This is a genomic window from Pseudomonas sp. NY8896 (assembly GCF_039634505.1).
In genome coordinates this window covers 5,375,147-5,399,766 of the sequence record NZ_CP132350.1, presented here as the reverse complement: position 1 = coordinate 5,399,766, position 24,620 = coordinate 5,375,147, and the positions used below count along the sequence as shown (strand labels likewise).

At 62.7% G+C, this 24,620-nt stretch carries 26 protein-coding genes and 1 riboswitch; of the genes, 21 read left to right on the top strand and 5 right to left on the bottom strand.

All coding sequences use genetic code 11. The features are described 5' to 3' along the window. The first annotated feature begins 10 nt into the window (after nt 1-10). The 5 genes from Q9451_RS24305 (at nt 11) to Q9451_RS24285 (ending at nt 6,140) form a co-directional block, all read left to right on the top strand. Nucleotides 11-1,084 (top strand): AI-2E family transporter, encoded by a 1,074-nt coding sequence (locus tag Q9451_RS24305; RefSeq protein WP_012270947.1) that lies wholly within the window; start codon nt 11-13, stop codon nt 1,082-1,084. A gap of 181 nt (nt 1,085-1,265) precedes the next feature. After that, nucleotides 1,266-1,973 (top strand): DnaA regulatory inactivator Hda, encoded by a 708-nt coding sequence (gene hda / locus Q9451_RS24300; protein WP_012270948.1) that lies wholly within the window; start codon nt 1,266-1,268, stop codon nt 1,971-1,973. A 127-nt stretch (nt 1,974-2,100) separates the two neighbouring features. Beyond that, the gene (locus Q9451_RS24295; RefSeq protein WP_012270949.1) at nt 2,101-2,745 is read left to right on the top strand and encodes an NlpC/P60 family protein; all 645 of its coding nucleotides are present in this window, start codon (nt 2,101-2,103) and stop codon (nt 2,743-2,745) included. A gap of 139 nt (nt 2,746-2,884) precedes the next feature. Continuing rightward, complete coding sequence (locus Q9451_RS24290; protein ID WP_012270950.1) at nt 2,885-3,418, top strand: C40 family peptidase; 534 nt, start codon at nt 2,885-2,887, stop codon at nt 3,416-3,418. A gap of 175 nt (nt 3,419-3,593) precedes the next feature. Continuing rightward, nucleotides 3,594-6,140, top strand: a complete 2,547-nt coding sequence (locus Q9451_RS24285) for a DUF6543 domain-containing protein (RefSeq protein ID WP_012270951.1) — start codon at nt 3,594-3,596, stop codon at nt 6,138-6,140. Between the two features lie 11 nt (nt 6,141-6,151). Here the strand turns inward: Q9451_RS24285 and Q9451_RS24280 are convergent, their stop codons facing one another. Continuing rightward, nucleotides 6,152-7,516 carry a sorbosone dehydrogenase family protein gene (locus tag Q9451_RS24280; protein WP_012270952.1) on the bottom strand — a complete coding sequence of 455 codons (1,365 nt, stop codon included), beginning with the start codon at nt 7,514-7,516 and terminating at the stop codon, nt 6,152-6,154. 227 nt (nt 7,517-7,743) lie between these two features. After that, nucleotides 7,744-7,966, top strand: a riboswitch (cobalamin riboswitch). 118 nt (nt 7,967-8,084) lie between these two features. Between Q9451_RS24280 and cobO the strand changes: the two genes are divergently transcribed. From cobO to Q9451_RS24210, 14 genes are all read left to right on the top strand, one after another. Beyond that, nucleotides 8,085-8,696, top strand: coding sequence for a cob(I)yrinic acid a,c-diamide adenosyltransferase (gene cobO / locus Q9451_RS24275; protein WP_012270953.1), 612 nt, complete (start codon nt 8,085-8,087; stop codon nt 8,694-8,696). Then, a complete protein-coding gene (locus tag Q9451_RS24270) occupies nt 8,693-9,988 on the top strand; it encodes a cobyrinate a,c-diamide synthase (protein ID WP_012270954.1) in 1,296 nt (431 codons plus the stop codon). Before cobO ends, Q9451_RS24270 begins: the two co-directional genes overlap by 4 nt. Next, on the top strand, nt 9,985-10,635 hold the full coding sequence (bluB, locus tag Q9451_RS24265) for a 5,6-dimethylbenzimidazole synthase (protein ID WP_012270955.1): 651 nt from the start codon (nt 9,985-9,987) through the stop codon (nt 10,633-10,635). Before Q9451_RS24270 ends, bluB begins: the two co-directional genes overlap by 4 nt. Continuing rightward, entirely contained in the window at nt 10,632-11,540 is a 909-nt protein-coding gene (cbiB, locus tag Q9451_RS24260; RefSeq protein ID WP_012270956.1) for an adenosylcobinamide-phosphate synthase CbiB, read from the top strand. The genes bluB and cbiB overlap by 4 nt, the downstream gene beginning before the upstream one ends. Continuing rightward, nucleotides 11,533-12,525, top strand: a complete 993-nt coding sequence (cobD, locus tag Q9451_RS24255) for a threonine-phosphate decarboxylase CobD (protein WP_012270957.1) — start codon at nt 11,533-11,535, stop codon at nt 12,523-12,525. The genes cbiB and cobD overlap by 8 nt, the downstream gene beginning before the upstream one ends. Continuing rightward, entirely contained in the window at nt 12,522-13,976 is a 1,455-nt protein-coding gene (locus Q9451_RS24250; protein ID WP_012270958.1) for a cobyric acid synthase, read from the top strand. Before cobD ends, Q9451_RS24250 begins: the two co-directional genes overlap by 4 nt. A gap of 1 nt (nt 13,977) precedes the next feature. Continuing rightward, nucleotides 13,978-14,499, top strand: coding sequence for a bifunctional adenosylcobinamide kinase/adenosylcobinamide-phosphate guanylyltransferase (cobU, locus tag Q9451_RS24245; RefSeq protein WP_012270959.1), 522 nt, complete (start codon nt 13,978-13,980; stop codon nt 14,497-14,499). After that, on the top strand, nt 14,496-15,551 hold the full coding sequence (cobT, locus tag Q9451_RS24240; RefSeq protein WP_012270960.1) for a nicotinate-nucleotide--dimethylbenzimidazole phosphoribosyltransferase: 1,056 nt from the start codon (nt 14,496-14,498) through the stop codon (nt 15,549-15,551). The genes cobU and cobT overlap by 4 nt, the downstream gene beginning before the upstream one ends. Continuing rightward, on the top strand, nt 15,548-16,114 hold the full coding sequence (cobC, locus tag Q9451_RS24235) for an alpha-ribazole phosphatase family protein (protein ID WP_012270961.1): 567 nt from the start codon (nt 15,548-15,550) through the stop codon (nt 16,112-16,114). Before cobT ends, cobC begins: the two co-directional genes overlap by 4 nt. A gap of 1 nt (nt 16,115) precedes the next feature. Next, entirely contained in the window at nt 16,116-16,838 is a 723-nt protein-coding gene (locus Q9451_RS24230; RefSeq protein WP_012270962.1) for an adenosylcobinamide-GDP ribazoletransferase, read from the top strand. 69 nt (nt 16,839-16,907) lie between these two features. Beyond that, nucleotides 16,908-17,312, top strand: a complete 405-nt coding sequence (locus Q9451_RS24225) for a MarR family winged helix-turn-helix transcriptional regulator (protein WP_012270963.1) — start codon at nt 16,908-16,910, stop codon at nt 17,310-17,312. A 73-nt stretch (nt 17,313-17,385) separates the two neighbouring features. Continuing rightward, complete coding sequence (locus Q9451_RS24220) at nt 17,386-18,579, top strand: MFS transporter (protein ID WP_171577276.1); 1,194 nt, start codon at nt 17,386-17,388, stop codon at nt 18,577-18,579. Then, nucleotides 18,576-18,698, top strand: a complete 123-nt coding sequence (locus Q9451_RS24215) for a hypothetical protein (RefSeq protein ID WP_012270965.1) — start codon at nt 18,576-18,578, stop codon at nt 18,696-18,698. Before Q9451_RS24220 ends, Q9451_RS24215 begins: the two co-directional genes overlap by 4 nt. Before the next feature lie 46 nt (nt 18,699-18,744). Beyond that, nucleotides 18,745-19,296, top strand: coding sequence for a glutathione peroxidase (locus tag Q9451_RS24210; protein ID WP_012270966.1), 552 nt, complete (start codon nt 18,745-18,747; stop codon nt 19,294-19,296). A gap of 228 nt (nt 19,297-19,524) precedes the next feature. Here the strand turns inward: Q9451_RS24210 and Q9451_RS24205 are convergent, their stop codons facing one another. Further along, nucleotides 19,525-19,785 carry a DUF2798 domain-containing protein gene (locus tag Q9451_RS24205; protein ID WP_012270967.1) on the bottom strand — a complete coding sequence of 87 codons (261 nt, stop codon included), beginning with the start codon at nt 19,783-19,785 and terminating at the stop codon, nt 19,525-19,527. 114 nt (nt 19,786-19,899) lie between these two features. On the opposite strand from Q9451_RS24205, the gene Q9451_RS24200 reads away from it, so the two are divergent. Beyond that, nucleotides 19,900-20,829 (top strand): LysR family transcriptional regulator, encoded by a 930-nt coding sequence (locus Q9451_RS24200; protein ID WP_012270968.1) that lies wholly within the window; start codon nt 19,900-19,902, stop codon nt 20,827-20,829. Nucleotides 20,830-20,871: 42 nt separating this feature from the next. Here the strand turns inward: Q9451_RS24200 and Q9451_RS24195 are convergent, their stop codons facing one another. The 3 genes from Q9451_RS24195 to Q9451_RS24185 form a co-directional block, all read right to left on the bottom strand. Then, complete coding sequence (locus Q9451_RS24195) at nt 20,872-22,137, bottom strand: outer membrane protein transport protein (protein WP_012270969.1); 1,266 nt, start codon at nt 22,135-22,137, stop codon at nt 20,872-20,874. 147 nt (nt 22,138-22,284) lie between these two features. After that, on the bottom strand, nt 22,285-22,767 hold the full coding sequence (locus Q9451_RS24190; RefSeq protein ID WP_012270970.1) for a hypothetical protein: 483 nt from the start codon (nt 22,765-22,767) through the stop codon (nt 22,285-22,287). Nucleotides 22,768-23,016: 249 nt separating this feature from the next. After that, on the bottom strand, nt 23,017-23,241 hold the full coding sequence (locus Q9451_RS24185) for a hypothetical protein (RefSeq protein WP_009686213.1): 225 nt from the start codon (nt 23,239-23,241) through the stop codon (nt 23,017-23,019). 951 nt (nt 23,242-24,192) lie between these two features. On the opposite strand from Q9451_RS24185, the gene Q9451_RS24180 reads away from it, so the two are divergent. Then, entirely contained in the window at nt 24,193-24,612 is a 420-nt protein-coding gene (locus Q9451_RS24180; RefSeq protein ID WP_012270971.1) for an SEL1-like repeat protein, read from the top strand. Nucleotides 24,613-24,620 lie beyond the last annotated feature (8 nt).

Genomic DNA, 24,620 nt, shown 5'->3' with positions numbered 1-24,620 from the left:
GGAGCACACCGTGACCGACATGCGTCGCTGGATCTGGCTGGGTGCCGCCCTGCTTATCGCTGTGCTGCTTTATAGCCTGCACAATATTCTTACCCCGTTCCTGGTCGGCATTCTGCTGGCCTACCTGGCCGACCCTCTGGTCGATCGCCTCGAACGCCTGGGCCTGTCGCGCACTTGGGGCGTGGTGGTGGTGTTCGGCCTGTTCACCCTGGTGCTGCTGGCCTTGCTGCTGGTGCTGGTGCCGATGCTTGCCAAGCAGTTGGTGCGTCTGTACGAGTTGGCGCCGCAGATGCTCGACTGGCTCGAACAGGTGGCGCTGCCTTGGGCGCAGAGCCGTCTGGGCCTGGCCGATGGCTTCTGGAAGTTCGACAAGATCAAGGCCGCCATCGGTGCGCACATGGGCCAGACCACCGATATCGTTGGCATGTTGTTGTCCCACGCGACCGCTTCGAGCCTGGCGTTGATGGCCTGGCTGGCCAATATGGTGCTGATCCCGGTAGTGGGCTTCTATCTGCTGCGCGATTGGGACCTGATGATGGGCAAGCTGCGCGGCCTGCTGCCGCGCCAGCGTGAGCCGCAAGTGATGGGCCTGGCGGGCGAGTGTCATGAAGTGCTGGGGGCATTCGTGCGCGGGCAACTGATGGTAATGCTGGCCCTGGGCATCATCTATTCGGCCGGGCTTATGCTGGTGGGGCTCGAACTGGGCCTACTGATCGGCATGCTCGCCGGCCTTGCTGCCATCGTGCCGTACATGGGCTTCATCATTGGCATTGGTGCCGCGCTGGTGGCTGGCCTGTTCCAGTTCGGCGGCGACCTGTACCCGATGCTGGGCATCGTTGCGGTGTTCATGGTCGGGCAGGCGCTGGAGGGCATGGTGCTGACCCCGCTACTGGTGGGGGACCGCATTGGCCTGCACCCGGTAGCCGTTATCTTCGCCATCCTGGCCGGTGGTGAGCTGTTCGGCTTTACCGGGGTGCTGCTGGCCTTGCCGGTGGCGGCGGTGATCATGGTGTTGCTGCGGCATATGCATGACCTGTACAAGGAGTCGGACATGTACGCGGGAGATATCGATCCTGACTTGTAACGGTGGGGCTGCCGTGCTGCCCGCCCGGTACATGGCAGCCTCTGCAACGGTTGAAAGTAGTGCAACTTGTTGATTTTGCTTGCGCTATCTGCAGCCGAGATTGTGCGCCCCGCGTTGCAGGTATAGACTTTGCACATTGTTCACCAAAGGCCCCCTGCGGTCCTGTAGACCGCCCGCGAGCATGAAACCACCGATCCAGTTGCCCCTGGGTGTGCGCCTGCGCGATGACGCCACCTTCATCAACTACTATCCGGGCGCCAATGCTGCGGCATTGGGTTACGTCGAGCGGCTATGCGAAGCCGACGCCGGCTGGACCGAGAGCCTTATCTACCTGTGGGGCAAGCAGGGTGTTGGCCGTTCCCACCTGTTGCAGGCCGCCACTCATCGCTTCCAGCAACGGGGCGAACCCGCTGTCTACCTGCCACTGGCGCAACTGCTCGATCGTGGCGTAGGTTTGCTCGACTACCTGGCCCAATACGAACTGGTGTGCATCGACGATCTGCACGTGATCGCCGGCAAGGCTGACTGGGAAGAAGCCATGTTCCACCTGTTCAACCGCCTGCGCGACAGTGGCCGGCGCTTGCTGCTGGCTGCCTCGGCATCACCGCGTGAACTGCCGGTGAAGCTGCCGGACCTGAAGTCGCGGCTGACCCTGGCCCTGGTATTCCAGATGCGTGGCCTGTCCGACGAAGACAAGCTGCGGGCCCTGCAACTGCGTGCTTCGCGCCGTGGTCTGCACCTCACCGACGAAGTCGGTCACTTCATCCTCACCCGCGGTGCGCGCAGCATGAGTGCGCTGTTCGACCTGCTCGAACGCCTCGACCAGGCTTCGCTGCAGGCGCAACGCAAGCTCACCATCCCATTCCTGAAAGAAACCCTGGGCTGGTAACCCCTTGAAAACGCTGGGCCAGAGCGGCAAAACAAAAAAGTCACATCTTTTTCGATAAAATTTGCAAATGGCCATGATAGAGGGCATAGTTTCACCCTTCTAAAGGATTACAGACACGGTCGTGCCCATGCTGAAGCGCTTCGCACCCCTCGTGCCACTCGCACTCGTGACCCTGCTTTTTGGCTGCGCGGCCCAAGGCCCAGCGTCTCATTCAGAGCCTCAGGATCACACCCCGATCGCCGCACAATCGGCAATCAAGGCCAAAGCCTCGTCCTCGTCGGTATTCGGCGAGCCGGAGGAGCTGGCCACTGAAGATGACCTGGAGTCGTTCTCCAGCAGCAAGCCTTACCAGCTGCCAGTGCTGGCTGACAGCATTCTCGAGCGCGGCATGTCGCTGATCGGCACCCGCTACCGCTTCGGTGGTACCTCGGAAAAGTCCGGCTTCGACTGCAGTGGCTTCATCGGCTACCTGTTCCGCGAAGAGGCGGGCATGACCCTGCCGCGCTCCACGCGTGAAATGATCAACGTCGATGCCCCGAAAGTGGCCCGCAACAAGCTCAAGCCAGGTGACCTGCTGTTCTTCAGCACCAATGGCCGCGGTCGCGTAAGCCATGCTGGCATCTACTTGGGTGACAACCAGTTCATCCACTCCAGCAGCCGCCGCAGCGGCGGTGTGCGCATCGACAGCCTCGGTGACCGCTACTGGAGCAAGACCTTCATCGAAGCCAAGCGAGCCTTGGCCATGGCGCCGACCAACATCGCGCGCAACTGATGGCAAAATGATGTACCCTGCCGCGGCGGCGATGCTTTGAAAAAAGCTCGCCGCCGTGCGCATTTACAGAAAGCGTCTAATCTAAATTCTCAACTCTTTTCGGCTGCGGCGCAGCGGTCTCAGACAGGATGTTCTGGCCATGGTAAAGATGGCGCGCTTCGCATTTCTCTCCCTGGCGGCATTACTCGCTGCCTGCTCCAGCCGTGCGCCTGCGCCGGCCCCTGTGGTACAGCCGCAGGTCACCTACAGCCAACCCAACCCTTCGCCGATTGCCGATGACGTGTTGATTCGCGCCATTGGGCTGGTGGGTACGCCTTATCGTTGGGGTGGCAATACACCGGATTCCGGTTTCGACTGCAGCGGCCTGATCAAATATGTGTACCGTGATGCTGCCGGCATCAGCCTGCCGCGTTCCACGCGAGAAATGATCGTCATGCGCGCGCCGACGGTTGACGCCAAGTCGCTGCAGTCCGGTGATCTGGTGTTCTTCGCCACCAGTGGTGGCTCGCAGGTCAGCCATGCCGGCATTTATGTTGGGGAAGGGCGCTTCGTGCATGCCCCTTCCACCGGCGGTACCGTGCGCCTGGACTACCTGTCCAACAGCTACTGGGCCAAAGCCTACCTGCAGGCCAAGCGTGTGATCCCGCAAGGGCACCTCGCACAGAACCCCTGACAGCGCTTGGGGTGTGGCGTTGCAGGAGCCGCTGAGCGCGGTTCCTGCAGCGCAGGTTTTGTCCAGCCTTGCAGGTCTGGCCACCGCGTCACGCTTCGTGGCAGTGCACACCTACCGCTGATTCATGCCATGGCAAGACGATGATGCCTTCTTTGGGTGTCATCTGGAGTGGGCCATGAGCAAGATCGAAGAACAAACCCGTCATAGCCTTGAATTGGCTGATGCCGTGATCCCCTTGATCCGGCTGGTCGATGAAGTGCTGCACGCTTACCCTGATCCCTACCTGCTAGCGAGCAGGCACGCAGAGCAGATTGTGTTCAAACACACTGGCAAGCGTGTGGATCCGCGGTTCGTCTGGTGGCACCAGTTCAATACCGAGAGTTCCAGCAGCCGCAGTTTCACGGGGTGGCAGCACAGAGGGCCGCCACAGAAGTCGCTGGTGCTTACCGAGCTGGTAGTAGAGCGGTTCGATGACTACTTTCAGGATGCTGTAGATGAGCTGGACCTGCGCGGCGGCTTCTATTGGCAGGGGCCTCACGCGGCTTTTTACGACGAGCGTAATGAAGTCCGCATGCTGGGTAGCGCGGTGCAGCAGGACTTGTGGGCACTGGATTTCGCATCACTCTACCGCGGAGAGGTCGAGCGTTTTTGGGCGGCTCACGAGAAGAGTTTTCGAGTACTGGCCAAAGTCAACCTGCTGGGTGAAGGAAGGCTTGCGCTGACTTGCCAGCGGATCTCGCAGTCGGACTGGCGACATCTGTGCGCCATGGTAAGCGAGACGCTTTCGGGCGTAGAGCTGCCCACCCTGCAGAAGTTGCGTCAGGACAATGACGAGCCTCCGCTCACGGTCGTTCGCTACGTGTTTGGCGAGGGAGACAGGGGCTGCCTGTTCACCTTCCACGCACAGGGTGGAAGGGTATTGGCGTACTTGCCTTGGCACGCTGAGGCGCTCAGGGCATTCGATTCCGAGCTGGAAATGGTCCGCTGGCTTGTGACGCGATGGCAAACGCCGCAGGCATTGGACAGCTTTATCGCGCAAGGGCATGGCAACCGGCACGATGCCGCCAGGCAGCAGTTGATCAAGGTGCACCTAAAAGGCATCGCTGACAGCCGTTCGGATGAGGCGGCGTTGATCGCGCTCAAGCTGTTCGAGCGTCCGCTCAATGGCAACTTCTTCACCTGCATCATAGAGCAGGCGCTCGACGAGATGCGCCGTAATGCGCAACTGATGCGTGATAACACAAGTTTGCGCAAGGCAATGCTCAGCGGTTATCTGTCAGCATTCATCGGCGTCTTCGGCGGCTTCGTTCCTTTGGGGTGGCCGATATCCCTGATGTTGCTCGGGGCGGGTGTGGCGAAGGTCGCCCTGGATATTGATGAAGCCCTTAACGCGACAGACGCGCAATCGCGCATGAGTGCACTGCGTTCTGCAGTGCTCGACAGCGTGTTCGCAAGTTTCAACTTGTTGGATGTAACGACACAGCCAAGTCTGGGGAGTGTTTTGCGCCAGGCACCACCCCATGAAGTTGGTGTCGAGCTAGAGGTCTGGCAAGCCGATAGCAGTGCCACACGCTTAGTGGAGGGCGAGGAGACCAACGCGCTGGTGAGTGGTGAGTTGGGCGCGAGTGGACGCCTGCGTGGTGTTCGCATGACTGACGATGGCAAGTGCTGGATTACATTGAATGGTCTCACTTACCGGGTGCGATACAGTCATGAACTGGCCGTCTGGTTAGTGGTGCCCGTAAACAATCCCTATGCCTTCGTCCCGCTTAGGCCCGTGCGCTTGAACGCGGCGGGTGAGTGGGAGCTGCTGGGGCCTCCTCGGTTGCTGGGCGGCAGCCCTCCGGCGGTGGAAGGCATGCCAAGTGTTCCCTCGCCGTTCTGGGATACCTACACAGCCATTGATGACGCGTCGAGCACGCGGCTGGCCGAGCAGTCTCTACAGCGCCAGAAAGCATTGCTGGAGAAGTGGCCTGTCGCCGAGCTGCCTAATGGGCGGGCACCAGACCTGGACGAGCGTGGGCTGGATTGCGTCAAGGTTGATGGCTTGCCTCGCTATTCCTACCGCTACGGCCATGAGTACTTCAATTCGCTGGTCGAGTGGTACACCAGCAACGAGTCCACCGTGAACGATGTCATGCGCACCGGACGGTACCAGTACGGCGATGAAGACAGTTATATCAATGATCTGGCCGATAGCCTGGGGCGGCTACCCAAGAGCAACGAGGTCACGTTGTATCGCGGTGGGCACCGCTCGCGTGGTACCGGTGGCGAGTTCTATCGAAACGGCCATTTGCGGGTGGGTGATGTGCTGGTCAATACCGACCTGACTTCGTTCACCGAAAACCCGTACAAGGTTACCGAGTTCGCCTGCTTGCCCTTCGCCGGGGCGCCGGGCAGTTTGCCTGGGCTGTTCGACGACAGTTCGGTGGTGTTCGAGCTGGTGGCTGGGCGATATAGGGGGGCAACACCGATCAGCGCGTTTTCTATCTTCTGGCAGGAGGGTGAATCACTGATGCTACCGGGTAACTACTTGCGCATCGAGGGCCTGGAGCAGGTGTATGGTGAGCATTATCGCTTTATCAAGGTGACGTTGGCCCAAACCGGCAAGCCTGTTTCCGGCCCGGTGTATGACTTGCGTACGGGGCTACTGTTCGATGTGGCCGCTTATCGGGCGCAGTTCCGTACGCCTGCGCTGGCGCAACGTTTTTTCCCAGCCTGATATCGGGTTTGTCATTCGGGACTGCTGTTTGGCCTGGTTTGAGCAGCAGTGCCCTGGTTCAATCGGGCCCTGGCGGTCATGCTTACTCGCCAGACTACATTGCCGACATCGTCGGCCACCAGTACACCACTGCGGCCATCATTGATCACGCCCACCGGTCGCCCCATCGCATTGTCCTCTCTATCCAGAAACCCGGTCAGCAGGTCGATGGGGGGGGCTGCAGGTTTGCCTGAGTGGTCGAATGGCACGAATATCACCTTGTAGCCACTGTGTGGTTTGCGGTTCCACGAACCATGCTGGCCTATCAGTGCGCCTTGTTCAAAGGGTGCTGGCAGTACGCCAGGCTCTATGAATGCCAGCCCTAGCGATGCGGTGTGCGGGCCGACGGCATAATCCGGTGTCAGTGCCTGGGCTACCTTCTGCGGGGCCTGTGGCTGCACTCGCTCGTCTACGTGTTGCCCGTAGTAGCTGTAGGGCCAGCCATAGAAACCACCTTCTTTGACGGATGTGATGTAGTCCGGCACCAGATCGCTGCCGATTTCGTCCCGTTCGTTGACCGCCGTCCACAAGGCGCCGCTGCGAGGCTCCCAGGCCATTCCGTTGGGGTTGCGCAGGCCGGTGGCGAACAGCCGATGATTGCCGCTTGCCGGGTCCACTTCCCAGATCGCGGCACGCGACTGTTCTTTGTCCAGGCCGTTTTCACCCACATTGCTGTTCGAGCCAACCGTCACATAAAGCTTTTGGCCGTTGGGGCTAGCGATTACATTCTTGGTCCAGTGATGGTTCAGCGGCCCGCCGGGCAACTCGGTAACCAGGTAACCCTTTTCGGTGATCTGCATGGCGCCTGGTTCATAGTGAAAGCGCAGCAGCCTGTCGGTGTCGGCAACATATAGATTCTTGCCTACCAGCGTCATGCCGAAGGGGGAGTTGAGCCCCTCGATGAACGGGGTGCGGATTTCTGCCACACCATCATGGTCTGCATCGCGCAGCAGGGTGATGCGGTTGGCGCTGGGGGCGGTCGCACCGGCGCGCTTCATCGCCTTGCCCATGGCCCAGCCGCGAATACCCTTGCCATCTTCGGGCTTTGGGGGCGCGTTGGTTTCGGCTACCAGCACATCGCCGTTGGGCAGCAAGTAGAGCCAGCGTGGGTGGTCGAGGCCGCTGGCGAAAGCGGTGACCTGAGTGCCTGGTGCTGCGGTGGGCTTGCCGCCCTTTGGCCAGCCGACTGCGGGGGCGATGTTCACGGTGGGGATCAATGTCGTGACGGGGGCAGGCAACTCGGGTGTTGGCCCGCTGCCCTCGCTTACGTTCAACAGGGCCGTTTCGCCGCAGCCTGCCAGGCTGGCGGCGACTAACCAAGGCAACAGGCGGTTCATGGGCAGCGTCCTCTGAAGCAGGCCTATGGGATTGAGAGGGCGCGCAGGGTTCCGTCCCTTGGTCTTGCTCTTGCTTCGGCTTTTGCTTCAAAGCGCGCGATAGTCCAGGCGACGCAGATTGCGACTTCAGCGTTCAGCCTCCTGAAGTCGCGAAGATCAAGATAAAGATCAAGAGCATAAATAGCTGCAACACCCGCTTCGATTGACGCTCCCGGTGCAACCCTCTAACCTTCGCGCGTGTTTCAGGTGCCCTGCCAGCTTCGACTGGGCAGGGTGAAACTGGGAAGCCGGTGGGCGCCTGCATGGCGCGAATCCGGCGCTGCCCCCGCAACGGTAAGTGAGCAGAAGGCCGCGCAAGGCCACTGGATGCCAGCATCCGGGAAGGCGCGCAGGCCAGGGCCTAACGCCCACTCACAAGCCCGGAGACCGGCCTGTTACTGCCAACGGCATCACGGAGGGTGATGCGCGGTGCACCGTGGCGCCCTGCCATGGCCCCTGCGCGTTCTCCGTTTGCCTGCCTATTACCTGCCGCCGCGCGTTGCCGTGGTGCCAGCCAGCGGAGAACCCCATGAGCGAATCCACCGAACGCGACGAACGCCACCTGGCGCGCATGCAGCGCAAGAAGGCGGTCATCGACGAACGCATCGCCAATTCCCCCAACGAATGCGGCCTGCTGCTGGTGCTGACCGGCAACGGCAAAGGCAAGAGCAGCTCGGCCTTCGGCATGCTCGCACGCGCCCTGGGCCATGGCATGCAGTGCGGTGTGGTGCAGTTCATCAAAGGCCGCAACAGCACCGGCGAAGAACTGTTCTTCCGCCGCTTCCCCGAGCAAGTGCGCTACCACGTCATGGGCGAAGGCTTTACCTGGGAAACCCAGGACCGCCAGCGCGACATTGCTGCCGCTGAAGCCGCCTGGGCGGTGTCGCGCCAGTTGCTGCAAGACCCAAGTGTGCAGTTCGTGGTACTGGATGAGCTCAACATCGCCCTCAAGCATGGCTATCTCGACCTGGACCAGGTGCTGTCCGACATTCAGGCCCGCCCGCCGATGCAGCATGTGATCGTCACTGGCCGTGCGGCCAAGGATGAAATGATCGAACTGGCCGACACCGTGACCGAGATGGGCATGCTCAAGCACGCTTTCCAGGCCGGTATCCGCGCACAGAAGGGCGTCGAGCTGTGAGTCGATCGCGCCACTGCCCCGCCGTGCTGATCGCGGCACCAGCCTCTGGCCAGGGCAAGACCACTGTCACTGCTGCTCTGGCACGCTTGCACCGTAACCTCGGGCGTAAGGTGCGGGTGTTCAAGTGCGGGCCCGACTTTCTGGACCCGATGATTCTCGAGCGGGCCAGTGGCGCGCCGGTGTACCAGCTGGACCTGTGGATGATCGGTGCAGATGAAAGCCGTCGCCTGTTGTGGGACGCTGCCGGCGAGGCCGACCTGATCCTGATCGAAGGGGTGATGGGGCTGTTCGACGGCACCCCGTCCAGCGCCGACCTGGCCCGCCATTTCGGCGTACCGGTGCTGGCGGTGATCGACGGCACGGCCATGGCTCAGACATTCGGCGCCCTGGCTCTGGGCCTGGCGCGCTATCAGGCCGACCTGCCGTTCGCCGGCGTGCTGGCCAACCGGGTGGGCAGCCTGCGCCATGCGCAACTGCTGGAAGGCAGCCTGACCCAAGGGTTGCGCTGGTATGGCGGCTTGTCCCGCGAGCGTGGCATCGAGCTGCCTAGCCGCCACCTGGGGCTGGTGCAGGCCAGCGAGCTGAATGATCTGGAGGCCCGCCTGGATGCTGCTGCCGAGGCGCTGGGCGCCAGTTGCGACGCGGCTTTGCCGCCGCCGGTAACCTTTGCCGAGCCCGAACCGCAGGCCTGCTCTACCTCGTTGGCAGGTGTACGCATTGGTGTGGCGCGGGACGAGGCGTTTGCCTTCACCTATGGCGCCAACCTCGACCTGCTGCGCAACCTTGGCGCACAGCTGGCGTTTTTCTCGCCGCTGCACGACCGCGAGCTGCCACCGGTAGACAGCCTGTACCTGCCGGGCGGCTACCCCGAACTGCATCACCACGCATTGGCCGCAAACGCACCGATGTGCGCAGCGATTCGCGCCCATCATGCGCAGGGCAAGCCGTTGCTGGCCGAGTGCGGCGGCATGCTGTACCTGCTCGATGCCCTGACTGACGTGGCAGGCGAACGTGCCGAGCTGCTGGGGCTGCTGCCGGGTGAGGCGACCATGCAGAAGCGCCTGGCGGCCCTGGCGCTGCAGGCGGTGGAACTGCCGGAGGGTACCTTGCGCGGGCACACCTATCACCACTCGCTGACCAGCACTGCGCTGGAACCGATCGCTCGTGGCCTGAGCCCCAACGGCGGGCGGGGCAACGAAGCGGTGTATCGCCTGGGTCGGTTGACCGCTTCCTACGTGCACTTCTACTTCCCGTCCAACCCCGATGCGGCGGCGGCGCTGTTGCGGCCATGAGCGAACACGCTTACAGCGACGCTGAACGCGCCGCGATCTACCGGGCCATCGGTGAGCGCCGCGACATGCGCCATTTTGCCGGTGGCCAGGTGGCGCCGGAGCTGCTTGCCCGCTTGCTTGCCGCCGCGCACCAGGCGCCCAGTGTCGGGCTCATGCAGCCGTGGCGCTTCATCCGGATTACCCAGCGAGACCTGCGCAGCCGCATCCAGGCCTTGGTAGAAGCGGAGCGTGTACGCACGGCTGAGGCATTGGGCGAGCGAGCCGATGACTTCATGAAACTGAAGGTAGAAGGCATCAACGACTGTGCCGAGCTGCTGGTGGCAGCCTTGATGGACAACCGCGAGCCGCACATTTTCGGCCGCCGTACCCTGCCGGAAATGGACCTGGCCTCGCTGGCCTGTGCCATCCAGAACCTATGGCTGGCTGCGCGTGGCGAAGGACTGGGGATGGGCTGGGTGTCGCTGTTCGACCCGCTTGCGCTGGCAGCGTTGCTGGGCATGCCGGCCGGGGCCAAGCCCGTTGCGGTGTTGTGCCTGGGGCCGGTCACCGAGTTCTACCCGGTGCCCATGCTGGTGCAGGAAAACTGGGCCCAAGAGCGGCCCTTGAGTGAAATGCTTTACGAAAACCAATGGGGAGAGCGTCAATGAGCGTGGCCTTGCTGACCGTGGCTGGGGTTGCCCTGGACGCCTTGCTGGGCGAACCGCAGCGGCGCCACCCTTTGGTGGCCTTCGGCAATATGGCCAGTAACCTTGAGCGTCGCCTGAATGCCGGCGGACGTGGCTGGCGCAGCCACGGCGTAAGTGCTTGGTTTCTGGCGGTGGTGCCGCTGACGTTGGTGGCACTGGTGCTGTCGTGGCTGCCGTACATCGGCTGGCTGGTGGACGTGCTGGCGCTGTATTGCGCCGTGGGGCTGCGCAGCCTGGGCGAGCATGTACTGCCGGTGGCCAACGCCTTGCGCCAGGGCGACCTGGAAGAGGCGAGGCGCCGGGTCGGTTACCTGGTCAGCCGCGAAACCCGCGAACTGGACGAGCCGGCGGTAGCTCGAGCAGCCACCGAGTCAGTGCTGGAGAACGGCAGCGACGCGGTGTTCGCCGCGTTGTTCTGGTTTGTGGTGGCGGGTGCGCCGGGTGTGGTGCTGTACCGCTTGAGCAATACGCTGGATGCCATGTGGGGCTACCGCAATGAACGCTTCGAACGTTTTGGCTGGTGCGCGGCGCGCATCGACGATGTGCTCAACTATGTACCCGCAAGGCTGGTGGCGCTGACCTACGCGCTACTGGGCAAGACCCGCCTGGCCCTGGCCTGCTGGCGCAAGCAAGGCCCGCTGTGGGACAGCCCCAATGCCGGCCCGGTGATGGCTGCCGGTGCCGGTGCGTTGGGCGTGGAGTTGGGTGGCCCGGCGGTGTACCACGGCGAGCTGCATGAGCGCCCACGCCTGGGCGAGGGGCCGATGGCCGATGCCGACGCCATCGAACGCGGCTGGGGCCTGGTGCAGCGCGGTGTGTGGCTGTGGCTGCTGGTGATCTGCCTGGGGGCTTATATCAATGCTTGAACACGGTGGTCGCCTGCTGCGCGCGGTGCGGCAATACGGTATCGCCCGTGAGCAGTGGCTCGACTTGTCCAGTGGCATTGCGCCCTGGCCGTTCCCGATTCCGTCGATTCCCGTCGATGCCTGGGCCCGCCTGCCGGAGACCGAGGACGGCCTGGAAGACGCCGCGCGCGCGTTTTACGGCACCCGCCAGCTGCTGCCGGTAGCCGGCTCGCAGGCCGCGATCCAGGCCTTGCCGCTGCTGCGCACAGCGGGCCGGGTAGGCGTGCTGACGCCGTGCTATGCCGAGCACCCGTATGCCTGGCAACGGGCGGGCCACCAACTGCTTGAGCTGGATGAAGCGCAGGTCGAGGCGACGCTCGACAGCCTCGATGTGCTGGTGTTGGTCAACCCCAACAACCCGACCGGCCGCCGGGTATCGCGCGAACGCCTGCTGGCTTGGCATGCTCGCCTGGCTGCTCGTGGTGGCTGGCTGCTGGTCGACGAAGCCTTCATGGACAACACCCCGGCAGACAGCGTGGTGGATTGCGCCGAACGGCCGGGCCTGATCGTGCTGCGCTCGTTCGGCAAGTTCTTCGGCCTGGCCGGGGTGCGCCTGGGCTTTGTCGTGGCTGAGCACAGCCTGCTGCTACGCCTGGCCGAGTTGCTCGGCCCGTGGACCGTCAACGGCCCGACCCGGGTGCTGGCCCAGGCTAGCCTGGCTGACCAAGCCGCCCAGCGCCAGCAGACCGAGCGCTGTGCTGCCGCCAGCCAGCGGCTTGCGGCAATATTGTGCAGTGCCGGCCTGGTGCCCAGCGGTGGCTGCGACCTGTTCCAGTACGTGCGCAGCGAGCATGCGGCACAACTGCACGACTTTCTCGCCCGTCGCGGCATTCTGGTGCGCCTGTTCGAACAACCAGCGGCGGTGCGCCTGGGGCTGCCGGCTTGCGCGGCGGACGAACAGCGCCTGGCCCAGGCCCTGGCGGCTTATCAAAAGGAAACGGCATGACCACTCTCATGGTGCAAGGCACCACCTCCGATGCCGGCAAGAGCACGCTGGTGACCGCGCTGTGCCGCTGGCTGCTGCGCCAGGGTGTCGGTGTGGTGCCCTTCAAGCCGCAGAACATGGCGCTCAATAGCGCAGTGACCGCCGATGGCGGTGAAATCGGCCGTGCTCAAGCAGTGCAAGCTCAGGCTTGCCGGCTGGCACCCCATACCGACATGAACCCTGTATTGCTCAAGCCCAATAGCGATACCGGTGCCCAGGTGATCATTCATGGCCGCGCAGTCACCAGCATGAATGCAGTGGCCTACCACGACTACAAGGCCACGGCCATGCAGGCAGTGCTGGCATCGCACCAGCGCCTGAGCGCCGCGTACCCGGTGGTCATGGTCGAGGGCGCAGGCTCGCCGGCAGAGATCAACTTGCGTGCCGGCGACATCGCCAACATGGGTTTTGCCGAAGCGGTGGACTGCCCGGTGATCCTGGTCGCCGACATCAACCGTGGCGGTGTGTTCGCCCATCTTGTGGGCACGCTGGAATTGCTGTCGCCCAGTGAGCAGGCGCGGGTCAAAGGTTTTGTGATCAACCGCTTCCGTGGCGATATCGCCTTGCTGCAACCGGGGCTGGACTGGCTGGAGCAACGCACCGGCAAGCCGGTACTGGGCGTACTGCCCTACGTCACCGACCTGCATCTGGAAGCCGAAGACGGTATCGATGTGCGCCAGGGCGCCAAGCTCGCGCGTGTACTCAAGGTGATCGTGCCGGTACTGCCGCGCATCAGCAACCACACCGACTTCGACCCGCTGCGCCTGCACCCGCAGGTAGACCTGCAGTTCATCGGCCCAGGCCAGCCGATTCCGGCTGCCGACCTGATCATCCTGCCGGGCTCCAAGAGTGTGCGCGGTGACCTGGCACAGCTGCGCGAGCGCGGTTGGGACAAGGCCATCGAGCGGCACCTGCGCTATGGTGGCAAGCTGATCGGTATCTGCGGTGGCTTGCAGATGCTCGGGCGCCAAGTGCATGACCCACTGGGGCTGGAAGGGGCCGCCGGCTCAAGCCAGGGGCTCGGCTTGCTTGACTATGCCACGGTGCTTGAAGCCGAGAAGCAACTGCGCAACGTTGCCGGCACACTGAACCTTGAAGCTGCAGCGGTTGCCGGTTATGAAATTCATGCCGGGGTCACCTCGGGTCCAGCCCTTGAGCGACCTGCCGTGCAACTGGCCGATGGCCGCTGTGATGGCGCTGTCAGCGCGGATGGCCAGATCCTCGCCACCTACCTGCACGGTTTGTTCGAAGGCAGCCAGTCGTGTGCCGCGCTGCTGCGCTGGGCCGGGCTGGAGGATGTGCAGGCGATCGACTACGAAGCGTTGCGCGAACGCGACATCGAGCGCCTGGCCGACCTGGTGGAAAAGCACCTGGACACCGCGCTGCTGCGCCAACTGTGCGGGGTGGCCTGACATGCGCAACCTTATCCTCGGCGGCGCCCGGTCCGGCAAGAGCCGGCTGGCCGAACAGCTGGCCAGCGCCAGTGGCCTGCCAGTGACCTACATCGCCACCAGCCAACCGCTGGATGGTGAAATGAACGAACGCGTGTTGCTGCATCGCCAGCGCCGCCCCGATGACTGGGGGCTGATCGAAGAACCCCTGGCCTTGGCCGCGGTGCTGCGCGCCGAAGCGGCCGAAGGGCGATGCCTGCTGGTGGATTGCCTGACCCTGTGGTTGACCAACCTGCTGATGCTGGAAGACGACCAGCGCCTGGCCGAGGAGCGTGATGCCCTGCTGGCCTGCCTGGAGCAGTTGCCTGGCACCCTTGTCCTGGTCAGTAACGAAACCGGCCTGGGCGTCGTGCCCATGGGCGAGCTGACCCGGCGCTATGTCGACCTGGCCGGCTGGCTGCACCAAGCCGTGGCCGAACGCTGTCAGCGCGTGGTGCTGACGGTGGCCGGCCTGCCCCTAATGCTCAAAGGACCTGCACTATGACCCAAGCCTGGTGGCGTGACGCCTGCCATCCCCTCGACAACGATGCCATGGACCAGGCCCACGCCCGTCAGCAGCAACTGACCAAACCTGCCGGCTCACTCGGCCAGCTGGAGGGCTTGGCTATCCAGTTGGCAGGCCTGCAAGGGTGTGAGCGGCCGATCCTGGATCAGGTCGCAATTACCATTTTTGCCGGCGACCACGGGGTGGTCGAAGAAGGCATCTCGGCCTACCCGCAGGCGGTGACCGGGCAGATGCTGCGTAACTTCGTCGGCGGCGGTGCGGCGATCAGTGTACTGGCGCGGCAACTGCAAGCCAGCCTGGAAGTGGTCGACCTGGGCACCATCGACGCGCAGTTGGAGCTGCCCGGTGTGCGCCATCTGCGCCTGGGCGCCGGCACCGCCAACTTTGCCTGCCAGCCCGCGATGACCGAGAACCAGTTGCAAGCAGCCTTGCAGGCCGGCCGCGACAGCGCCCTGCGCGCCGCTGAACAGGGTGCTCAGCTGTTCATCGGTGGCGAGATGGGCATCGGCAACACCACGGCCGCCGCAGCCCTGGCCAGCGTCCTGCTGAGCTGCCCGGCGGCACAGCTGAGCGGCCCAGGCACTGGGCTGGACAATGCCGGCGTGCGGCACAAGGCCGAGGTCATCGAGCGGGCGCTGCGCCTGCACGGCCTGCGTGCTGAAAACCCGTTGCAGGCGCTGGGCTGTGTTGGCGGATTCGAGATAGCGGCGTTGGCTGGCGCCTACATCGGCTGCGCGCAGGCGGGTGTTGCGGTGCTGGTGGATGGTTTCATCTGCAGTGTCGCCGCGTTGGTGGCAGTGCATCTTAACCCGCAGTGCCGGGCCTGGCTGCTGTTCGCCCACCAGGGTGCCGAGCCTGGGCACAAGGCCTTGCTGGCTGCGCTGCAGGCCGAGCCGTTGCTGGCCCTGGGCCTGCGCCTGGGCGAGGGCAGTGGTGCTGCCCTGGCGGTGCCGCTGCTGCGCCTGGCCTGTGCGCTGCATGGGCAAATGGCGACCTTTGCCGAGGCCGCGGTGGCGGACCGCCCGGCATGATCCTCGACCTGCTGCGCCATGGTGAAACGGAACAGGGCGGCCTGCGCGGCAGCCTTGACGATGCCCTGACCGACAAGGGGTGGGCGCAAATGCGCAGTGCCGTGGCCGAGGCCGGCCCGTGGCAGGTTTTGGTCAGCTCGCCGCTGCAGCGCTGTGCGCGGTTCGCCGATGAGCTGGGCGCGCGGTTGAACGTGCCGGTGCAGCGTGAGCCTGCCCTGCAAGAGCTGCATTTCGGCGATTGGGAGGGGCGTAGCGCCGCGCAGATCATGGAGCACCAGGCCGACGCGCTTGGGCGGTTCTGGGCGGACCCTTACGCCTTCACACCGCCCAACGGCGAGCCGGTCGAGGCGTTTGCCGAACGGGTGCTGGCAGCTGTCGAGCGTTTGCACCTTCAACATGCCGGCAAGCGCGTGCTGTTGGTCACCCATGGCGGGGTAATGCGGTTGTTGCTGGCGCGTGCCCGGGGTTTGCCGAGGGAACAATTGCTGCAGGTCGAAGTCGGGCATGGCGCGTTGATGCGCCTGGTGCCGGGTGTTGACGGGCAGTTGGTCGAGGCCCGCTGAGATGCTGCCTTTCTTGATCGCCTTGCAGTTTCTCAGCAGCCTGCCGGTGAGCTTGCCGGGCATGCCGGCAGCGCGTGAGGTGGGGCGTTCGCTGCTGTACTACCCGCTGGTCGGGCTATTGTTCGGGCTGCTGTTGTGGTTGGCCAGCCATCTGCTGCAAGGTACACCGGCGCCGCTGCATGCGGCGTTGCTGCTGACAGCGTGGGTGCTGCTCAGTGGCGCCTTGCACCTGGATGGCCTGGCGGACAGCGCAGACGCCTGGTTGGGTGGCTTCGGCGACCGTGAACGCACCCTGCAGATCATGAAGGACCCGCGCAGCGGGCCGATTGCCGTGGTCACCCTGGTGCTGGTGCTGTTGTTGAAGTTTTGCGCCTTATGGGTGCTGGTCGAGCAGGGTGTCGGGGCGCAATTGCTGCTGGCGCCGTTGATCGGGCGAACGGCAATGTTGGGGTTGTTCCTTTGCACGCCGTATGTGCGCCCCGGTGGGTTGGGGCAGGCGCTGGCCGAACATCTGCCCCGGCGTGCTGCCGGGTGGGTGTTGCTGTGTTGTGCGCTTTTCTGCCTGCTCTTGGGCGGATGGGTAGTGCTGCTGGCGGTGGCGGTGTTTGCCTGGCTGCGACATCTGATGTACCGACGGCTGGGTGGGGCCACTGGGGATACTGCCGGCGCGCTGCTCGAGTTACTCGAATTGGCGGTGGTGCTGGGGTTGGCCTTGGGCCTCTGAAGTCTTTTCAGGCCTACGCAGATATGAAATTTCTTGCAACATCTAAGGTGCGGGTATATACACGTATCCATGCTGACCAGTGAATGCATCTGTACCCATCTGCGTCGTGCCGCCCGTGGGGTGAGCCGGCATTACGACGAGGCCCTCTCCGGCTTCGGGGTCAATGTTGCGCAGTTTTCCTTGCTGAGACACCTGCAACGGCTCGACCGCCCCAGTATCACCACCTTGGCCGAGGCCATGGGCCTGGAGCGCAGTACCCTAGGCCGCAACCTGCGGGTGCTGGAGGCGGAAGGGCTGGTGGCCCTGGCTGATGGCGACGACCAGCGTAACCGTGTGGTGCTGTTGACCGAGGCCGGTACGCAGCTGCTGCGTGCTGCGTATCCGGCCTGGGAACAAGCCCAGATCAAGCTGGTGGAGCGGTTGGGCGAAGGGCCGCGGGATGAACTGGTGCGTTTGCTGGACCAACTGGCGTGAATTGATACGACTATAAGCGGGTATATACCCGCAAAAACCTTGCGATGTGCTGGAGAAAACGACAATGACTTCGGTGTGGCGAACCAGCGGGTGGGTATTGGTGGGGGCGGCCTTGATCCTGGCGCTGTCCCTGGGTGTGCGGCACGGCTTTGGTTTGTTCCTGGCGCCGATGAGCGCCGATTTTGGTTGGGGGCGGGAGGTGTTCGCCTTTGCCATTGCCTTGCAGAACCTGGTCTGGGGGCTGGCGCAACCATTCGCCGGTGCCTTGGCCGACCGTATGGGCGCAGCGCGGGTGGTGATCATCGGTGGCATTCTCTACGCCATCGGCTTGGTCTTCATGGGCATGGCCGACTCCGCCTGGTCGTTGTCGCTCAGTGCCGGCTTGCTGATTGGCATCGGCCTGTCTGGCACATCGTTTTCGGTCATCCTCGGCGTGGTCGGGCGTGCCGTACCGGCAGAGAAGCGCAGCATGGCCATGGGCATTGCCAGCGCCGCCGGTTCGTTTGGCCAGTTCGCCATGCTGCCGGGCACCCTCGGCCTGATCCAGTGGCTGGGGTGGTCCGCAGCCTTGCTGGTGCTGGGCCTGATGGTGGCGTTTATCGTGCCCTTCGTCGGCCTGCTGCGCGACCGCCCGTTGCCCAGCCATGGTGCCGAGCAGACCCTGGGCCAGGCGCTGCGCGAAGCATGTTCCCATCCTGGGTTCTGGTTGCTGGCACTGGGCTTCTTCGTTTGCGGCTTCCAGGTGGTGTTCATCGGGGTGCACCTGCCGGCCTACCTGGTTGATCAGCACCTGGCTGCGACCACCGGTACCACGGTGCTGGCGTTGGTTGGCCTGTTCAATATCGTCGGAACCTTCACTGCTGGCTGGTTGGGCGGGCGCATGTCCAAGCCGCGCCTGCTGACCGGGCTGTACCTGCTGCGAGCGGTGGTGATCGTGCTATTCCTGTGGGCGCCGGTAAGCGAGTTCAGTGCTTACCTGTTCGGCATCGCCATGGGCCTGTTGTGGCTGTCCACGGTGCCGCTGACCAATGGCACCGTGGCCACGGTATTCGGGGTGCGTAACCTGTCCATGCTCGGCGGTATCGTGTTCTTGTTCCACCAGTTAGGTGCGTTCTTGGGCGGCTGGTTGGGTGGGGTGGTGTATGACCGCACCGGCAGCTACGACCTGGTTTGGCAGATTTCCATCCTGCTCAGCCTGCTGGCCGCAGCCCTCAACTGGCCGGTGCGCGAACGCCCGGTCGCCCGCCTGCAGGCCCAGGCCGCATGAACCGCTACCTGGCCCGTGGGCTGCTGGCCATCGCCGCCCTGCTGCTGCTGGCACTGGTGTGGTGGGGCTGGCATCAAGGTGGGATGGCGCTGATGCAACTGGGCATGAGTGTTTGTTAGGCGCTACCCTGCAAGCTCAAGGATTGTCATGCGGGAGAAACGAGTCATGCGTGCACATTGGTTGACGGTGCCGGTGCTGGCCCTGCTTGCCAGCACATCAAGCTGGGCTGCCGATTGCCCGGCATTGTTGCAGGGTAGCCTGCCAGAGTTGCGCGGCAAGGGGCAGGTCGAGCTGTGCGAGCGCTTTGCCGGCAAGCCGCTGGTGGTGGTGAACACCGCCAGCTATTGCGGTTTTGCCCCGCAATTCGAGGGGCTTGAGGCGACGTACAAGGAATATCACGGGCAGGGCCTGGAAATGCTGGGCGTGCCGTCCAATGACTTCAAGCAGGAAGACGCCGATAGCGAAAAGACCGCCAAGGTTTGCTATGCCAACTATGGCGTTACCTTCACCATGACCAAGACGCAAGCTGTGCGGGGCAAGGATGCGATACCGCTGTTTGCGGAGCTGGCCAGCCAGAGCAGTGCGCCGAAGTGGAATTTCTACAAGTATGTTGTCGATCGTAAGGGGAAGGTGATTGGTAACTTCTCCAGCCTGACCAAACCGGATGATCCTGCGTTCCGTGCAGCCATCGAAAAGGCCATCGCTTCACAGCCGTAGCTGAAGTGCGTGGTGGTTGGGTACATGACAACCTCCAAGATAGCGATGTAGGTATCGCTTCTTGGCGTCTGTTGTCACGGGGCAGGCCCACCAAAAAACGCTGCGCTCCCCTCATCCGGCCCAGCGCTTGACGGGCATCCATGCCCGTCACCTCCCTCCGCAAGGCCTGCGTTCGGCCTCCTGAAGTCGCGAAGATCAAGATCAAGAGCCGGGCCGTGGTTGGGTGGGTTACTGTGCGTGCACCGTTATCGCCACCAATCGCACCACCACCGGCCTGACCACCAGCACACACAAAAACGCTACTGGCATCGCCAACTGATAAGCCTTGAGCACATTGCCCAGATACTCCGGTGTCACCCCGGCATTAGCCGCGGTGATCACGAAGCACATCAACAGCGCCATGATCGATGACATGTAGAACGCGAAAACATAGGGCGTGGCGACCGGGTGCAATTTGCGTCGGCTGCGCGACTGGGACAGGTTGCTCATGCGAACTCCTGAAAGTTGAATGGAGGCGCAGGTTAGCAATGCTCCGGCACGTAACTGTAGACCCGCGCTATTGAGTTCTTTATAAAGAAATTCTTACGAATCAAAGAGCGTTTCATGGACCTGCTCAACGCCATCCGCTGTTTCATCAAGGTGGTCGAGGCTGGCAGCATCGCCGCTGGTGCGCGTAATCTCGGCCTTAGCCCGGCAGCCGTCAGCCAGAACCTGGCGCGACTCGAAGGCCACCTGCGGGTACGCCTGCTCAGCCGCACCACACGCAGCATGGCCTTGACGCCTGCAGGCACCCAGTATTACGAGCGCGTGAAGCACATCGACCGTGACCTGGCCTTGGCCGAACAGGCGGTTACAACCCCAGACAGCGAGCCCCAGGGGCGGCTGTGCATCGCCTCGACGTCCGCCTTTGGCCGACACGTGCTGGCGCCGCTGATACCCGCATTCAGTGCCCGATATCCCCTACTTTCGATAGAGTTGATAACGACTGATCGCCGGGTAAACCATGCCCGTGAAGACATCGACGTAAGCCTGCGCATTGCCCCGCAACTGGAAGACCAACTGCTGGCCCGGCACATTGCCCGCATCCCGTTCATTTGCTGTGCCTCACCCGGATACCTGCACAGCGCAGGTGTACCCGCTACGCCCGAGTCATTGCTCACTCACCGGTGTCTGGTGTTTCGCTACCCGGTGGATGGGCGGTTTCTGCGCTGGGGCTTCGTGCGCGACGGGCTGCGTTTTGACGCGGAGTTCGGCAGCGTATTGATCAGTGACGATATCGATGCCCTGACCCAAATGGCACTGCATGATGGTGGCATCGCCCGCCTGGCCGAGTTCATTGTCCGGCCTCATCTTGCCTCCGGTGCGCTCGTACCGCTTTTCGAATTCAGCGACAGCGGCCAGGCCTATGCCCAGACCGAGCCGATGGATATCTACCTGTGCCTGGCCGACCGCTTTGCCATGACCACCAAAGTGCGGGTGTTCATGGACTACCTGCGCGACTGTCTGGGGGCTCGCTGGCAGGTGCAGGCATGAAAAAACCGCCACGAGGGCGGTTTTTCATGTGACGCGTACGAATCAGAAGCGGTAGGTGAGGGATGCACCGATACCGTGAGCGCTGTTCTCGTACTTGGCCTGGTAGCTGCCCTTGGTCGCGCTGACCTGGTTGACCTTGGTGTCCTCCTCCCACAGGTAGGAGTAGGCAACGTCGATGGTCATGTCGTCGCTCGGGCTCCAGCCAGCACCCACGCTGAACACTTTACGGTCGCCAGTCGGGATGCGTGGCGAGCGGTCGTGGTTGTTGGTTGGCGACTGGTCGACGGTGAAGCCGGTGCGCAGCACCCACTCCTTGTTGACCTTGTACGATGCACCAATGGCGTGAGCCCAGGTGTCATGCCAGTTCTGTTCCTCGGTAATGGTCTGGAACGCCGAGCCTGCCAGCGGTGCGGGGACATCGTTCTGCACGGTGATGTCTTTCAGGCGGCTCCAGCGCGTCCAGGTGCTACCTGCGTACAGGGTCCACTGGTCGTCCAGCTCATGGGTAACCGAGAGGTCGACGGACTCAGGCGTTTTGATCTTCAAGCTGGCGTCGAACTTGTTGCCGTTGAATGGCCCGATCAGCGGGGTGCTGACGCGGGTCTTGCCCTCGAGCTTGTAGTCCACCATCGAGTGATAGGTCAGGCCGACGCGGGTACGGTCGGTGGCCTGTACCAGAACGCCGATGTTGTAGCCAACGGCGGTATCGTCACCCTTGATCTTTACTTCGCCGTCGTTGCGGCCTGGGGTGAACGGGTTGATCAGGCTCGAGCCCAGCTCACCCTTGATGCGGTTGATGGTAGGACCGAAACCGATAGATACCTTGTCGTTGAAGGCGTAGCTGACGGTCGGCTGGAAGGTGACTACCTCGACGTGGCTCTTCTTGCCCCAGTAACGTGCGGCATCATCGCTGCCGTAGTCGGTTACCAGGCCGAAGGGTACATAGACACCGAAGCCGACGCTCCAGTGGTCATCGATTGGCTTGACGTAGTAACCCATGGGTACGCCAACGAAAGGCACCATGTCACCATCGGTTTCCCCCCCGAGGTTGCTGCCCGGGCCCGAGATATCGGACTTGGCGATGACGGCAGCGCCGCCCACGGTGAATTGTTCGCGTTTGAGGCGGGACATGCCTGCAGGGTTGCCAAACACGGTGCTGGCATCATCGGCAGAAGAAGAACGTCCCGCGAAACCTGTCCCCATGCTGCTGATGCTCTGTTCGTTGAGCGCAAAGCCGCTGGCGAGCAGTTGGCTGGATGCAAGAGCAACGGCAACGCCGAGGGAGGTTTTGAGCATTACTTTTTTCATTATTAGAAAACTCCTTGGGATCTCCGGGGCGAAAAGCTACCAACAAATCACGCGCCGCGCTATAGGCTCAATCGCAGGAGTTAGAGCGGTTTTGTAGGACAATCCGACCAAAATTCCCTTTTTTCCGGTTCAGTTGTAGGACGTGTCTCAAGATGCCTGTGGCAATTTCTGATCTATGCAGGCATGCCAGGCATGGGTGAAGTCGCGCAGGCGGCCTTGAGGGTTGAAAATTTGGCGCCAGATCCGCGCCAGTGCAAGCAAGTCGTCAGCGGCAGGGAGTGGGGTGGCCTGCTCTTCGATGAGCATCCAGGCAATCGCAGTGGAATAGCGCAGGTTGACGGTGAGCTCCAAGTGCGGGCCACCCAGGAAGGCGTGTTGGCTGGCCAGGCCGCGGATCAGGCTGGCGAGGTCGGGGTCACGGGCTAGATAATCGTCCCAGAGCGCCTGGTGACGATGTTCGCCAATACGGTAGAGGCCGTGGCCGCGCCGGTCATGCAAGGCTGAGCCGAGTGCCGACTGGCTGGCGGCGATGCCCAGCAGCAAGGCTTCGGCGCTGGCGCAGTGACGGTTCAGGTAGACCAGGGTGGGTCGGATCACATACAGACACAATTCATTCGCCGCGATACCCATGATGCCCTCGAGCAGGTAAGGGCCGGACGGGCGCTGGAGCTTGGCAGCTGGTGAATGATCAGGCCCGCCGGAAGCGGCAAGCACCGCTCGAGTTGAAGTGTAGTGTGATAATCGTGGTGTAAAGAGCTGTTTTTAAATCGATTGCTGCCTGACGTTCCACGCTATATGCCCTAAGGCAATTACGCCAAGAACGTTCAGGCAGGCTTGCGACTCGATGATTCAGCGCTTGAATGACGCGGTATTCGCCGCTCACGCGGTGAGCGACTGGCGAGTCCGGGCGATCACTGCCTGCAGCGGTTCATTGCGGCTGTACTGTTCGGGGTACAGGCGCTCGGTGTGGCAGGCAACGCCGTGTTCGTCTACCAGGGTAAAGCTGAAGCTGCCCTTGCGTGGGGCAACGATAAGGCACTTCAACGGCGAGAAGGCCTGGGAGAGGGTGCCAATGGCAGCCTGAATTTGATGATGAGTTTGCATATTGTTGGAGGTTCCTGCTTTAAACACGGGGGATATGATCCGTGCATGATAGAAACGTTCCAGTGACGCCTTTATTAAGGGACGAACGAACCTGACTGGAACAGGGCAGCCAGAGGGGGCGCAATCAAATGTGGGCGCTTGGGCTGACTGGTAGGTACTTCGGAAGGCAGGCAGCACGCCGGGGCCAAGGTTCTAGGCCGTCGGGGTGGGATCCTGATCAATCTGTCATGTGATTCGTGCTTGAACAGCGCAAGGCTGGCGACAGAATCATTGAATGGGCCGGTCCTGGTTTCAGCAGGGTCGCTCTTGGGGGGAGCGGTTCTGCAAGGACGCTTGTGGCCAGAATTGACTTTCAGCTTGGTACTAACGAGGCGCACCTTACCGCAAGTGCACAGGTATAGCAAGCACTACGTTTGTTCAGGTGAGCCGCGCAGTATGGCGCGAATTCTCGCTGCTGTGAAGAGGGGGCAAATGGCCCGTATGCGGGCCGATGTGCCCTTTTCGTGCACTCAATTGGAGGGTTATGGTGCACTTGTTCACATTCGGGGCATCCTCTGTAACAGCCTGGCAACAGGCTTCGAGAACCTCGCCAATGACTTGACTGCATGGTTAAGTCAATGAAAAAAAACACTATTTTTAGCTGGTGAAAAAATCGTCAGTTTGAGCAAAGCCCCCAATTTACGGGGGTTTGCGGGGAATAGGAGAGGGTTGTCCACCGAGTTATCCACAGGAACTGTGGATTGTCCCGGGCGCTTGCTCTAGCACGGGCGTGCCAGCAATAGAAGGAACTGTCCGACAATCGACATGCCCCGACAGACCGGGTGGTCACCCTCCTGAAAACGTCAAGAAAAGATCATTGAAATTTTTTTTCAATCCTCCAGAAATCGACAGGTCAGGGTGAAAAAAAAAGAGTAGAGTGGCGCGCCTTTCGAGTTGCCAAACCTGTTGCTCATGAAGTTCCGCGGTAAACACCTCGCCAGCCCCGCTGCATCGACACCTGCGCCTCCCGCCAAACGCTTTTCCCTGAAAGTGGCCTTGTGGCTGCTCGACAGCCCGCGCCTGGGCGACAAGCCCCAGGTCAAGCATCTGGCCGGGCGCCTGTTGAAGCAGCCAGCGCGCCAGGGCGTGGTGGTGGCGCAAAGCCGCTTGGGGCAGATGCTGTGCCGCGATTGTGGCAACGCCCGCGACCGGCGCATTGGCCATGAGCTGCTGCGCCAGGCCGCCCGTGCAGGGGATCGGCGGGCGCAATTGGAGTACGCGCGGCAGTGCCAGCATAACGAGCCTGAGCAGGCGCGCTATTGGCTGGAGCTTGCGGCAGGGCAGGGGTCGCAGGAAGCGCGGCGGCTGTTGCGGCAGTGGTTTCCTGGCTGAGGTGTGCT

What these genes read in the sequence shown, in the direction of transcription:
- Q9451_RS24180 (WP_012270971.1), top strand. Translation starts at nt 24,193, where the DNA reads ATGAAGTTCCGCGGTAAACACCTCGCCAGCCCCGCTGCATCGACACCT.
- Q9451_RS24195 (WP_012270969.1), bottom strand. Translation starts at nt 22,137, where the DNA reads ATGAAAAAAGTAATGCTCAAAACCTCCCTCGGCGTTGCCGTTGCTCTT.
- hda (WP_012270948.1), top strand. Translation starts at nt 1,266, where the DNA reads ATGAAACCACCGATCCAGTTGCCCCTGGGTGTGCGCCTGCGCGATGAC.
- Q9451_RS24285 (WP_012270951.1), top strand. Translation starts at nt 3,594, where the DNA reads ATGAGCAAGATCGAAGAACAAACCCGTCATAGCCTTGAATTGGCTGAT.
- Q9451_RS24200 (WP_012270968.1), top strand. Translation starts at nt 19,900, where the DNA reads ATGGACCTGCTCAACGCCATCCGCTGTTTCATCAAGGTGGTCGAGGCT.
- Q9451_RS24295 (WP_012270949.1), top strand. Translation starts at nt 2,101, where the DNA reads ATGCTGAAGCGCTTCGCACCCCTCGTGCCACTCGCACTCGTGACCCTG.
- cobD (WP_012270957.1), top strand. Translation starts at nt 11,533, where the DNA reads ATGCTTGAACACGGTGGTCGCCTGCTGCGCGCGGTGCGGCAATACGGT.
- Q9451_RS24290 (WP_012270950.1), top strand. Translation starts at nt 2,885, where the DNA reads ATGGTAAAGATGGCGCGCTTCGCATTTCTCTCCCTGGCGGCATTACTC.
- cobO (WP_012270953.1), top strand. Translation starts at nt 8,085, where the DNA reads ATGAGCGAATCCACCGAACGCGACGAACGCCACCTGGCGCGCATGCAG.
- Q9451_RS24230 (WP_012270962.1), top strand. Translation starts at nt 16,116, where the DNA reads ATGCTGCCTTTCTTGATCGCCTTGCAGTTTCTCAGCAGCCTGCCGGTG.
- Q9451_RS24205 (WP_012270967.1), bottom strand. Translation starts at nt 19,785, where the DNA reads ATGAGCAACCTGTCCCAGTCGCGCAGCCGACGCAAATTGCACCCGGTC.
- Q9451_RS24225 (WP_012270963.1), top strand. Translation starts at nt 16,908, where the DNA reads ATGCTGACCAGTGAATGCATCTGTACCCATCTGCGTCGTGCCGCCCGT.
- Q9451_RS24185 (WP_009686213.1), bottom strand. Translation starts at nt 23,241, where the DNA reads ATGCAAACTCATCATCAAATTCAGGCTGCCATTGGCACCCTCTCCCAG.
- cbiB (WP_012270956.1), top strand. Translation starts at nt 10,632, where the DNA reads ATGAGCGTGGCCTTGCTGACCGTGGCTGGGGTTGCCCTGGACGCCTTG.
- cobT (WP_012270960.1), top strand. Translation starts at nt 14,496, where the DNA reads ATGACCCAAGCCTGGTGGCGTGACGCCTGCCATCCCCTCGACAACGAT.
- bluB (WP_012270955.1), top strand. Translation starts at nt 9,985, where the DNA reads ATGAGCGAACACGCTTACAGCGACGCTGAACGCGCCGCGATCTACCGG.
- Q9451_RS24210 (WP_012270966.1), top strand. Translation starts at nt 18,745, where the DNA reads ATGCGTGCACATTGGTTGACGGTGCCGGTGCTGGCCCTGCTTGCCAGC.
- cobC (WP_012270961.1), top strand. Translation starts at nt 15,548, where the DNA reads ATGATCCTCGACCTGCTGCGCCATGGTGAAACGGAACAGGGCGGCCTG.
- Q9451_RS24190 (WP_012270970.1), bottom strand. Translation starts at nt 22,767, where the DNA reads ATGGGTATCGCGGCGAATGAATTGTGTCTGTATGTGATCCGACCCACC.
- Q9451_RS24215 (WP_012270965.1), top strand. Translation starts at nt 18,576, where the DNA reads ATGAACCGCTACCTGGCCCGTGGGCTGCTGGCCATCGCCGCCCTGCTG.
- Q9451_RS24250 (WP_012270958.1), top strand. Translation starts at nt 12,522, where the DNA reads ATGACCACTCTCATGGTGCAAGGCACCACCTCCGATGCCGGCAAGAGC.
- cobU (WP_012270959.1), top strand. Translation starts at nt 13,978, where the DNA reads ATGCGCAACCTTATCCTCGGCGGCGCCCGGTCCGGCAAGAGCCGGCTG.
- Q9451_RS24280 (WP_012270952.1), bottom strand. Translation starts at nt 7,516, where the DNA reads ATGAACCGCCTGTTGCCTTGGTTAGTCGCCGCCAGCCTGGCAGGCTGC.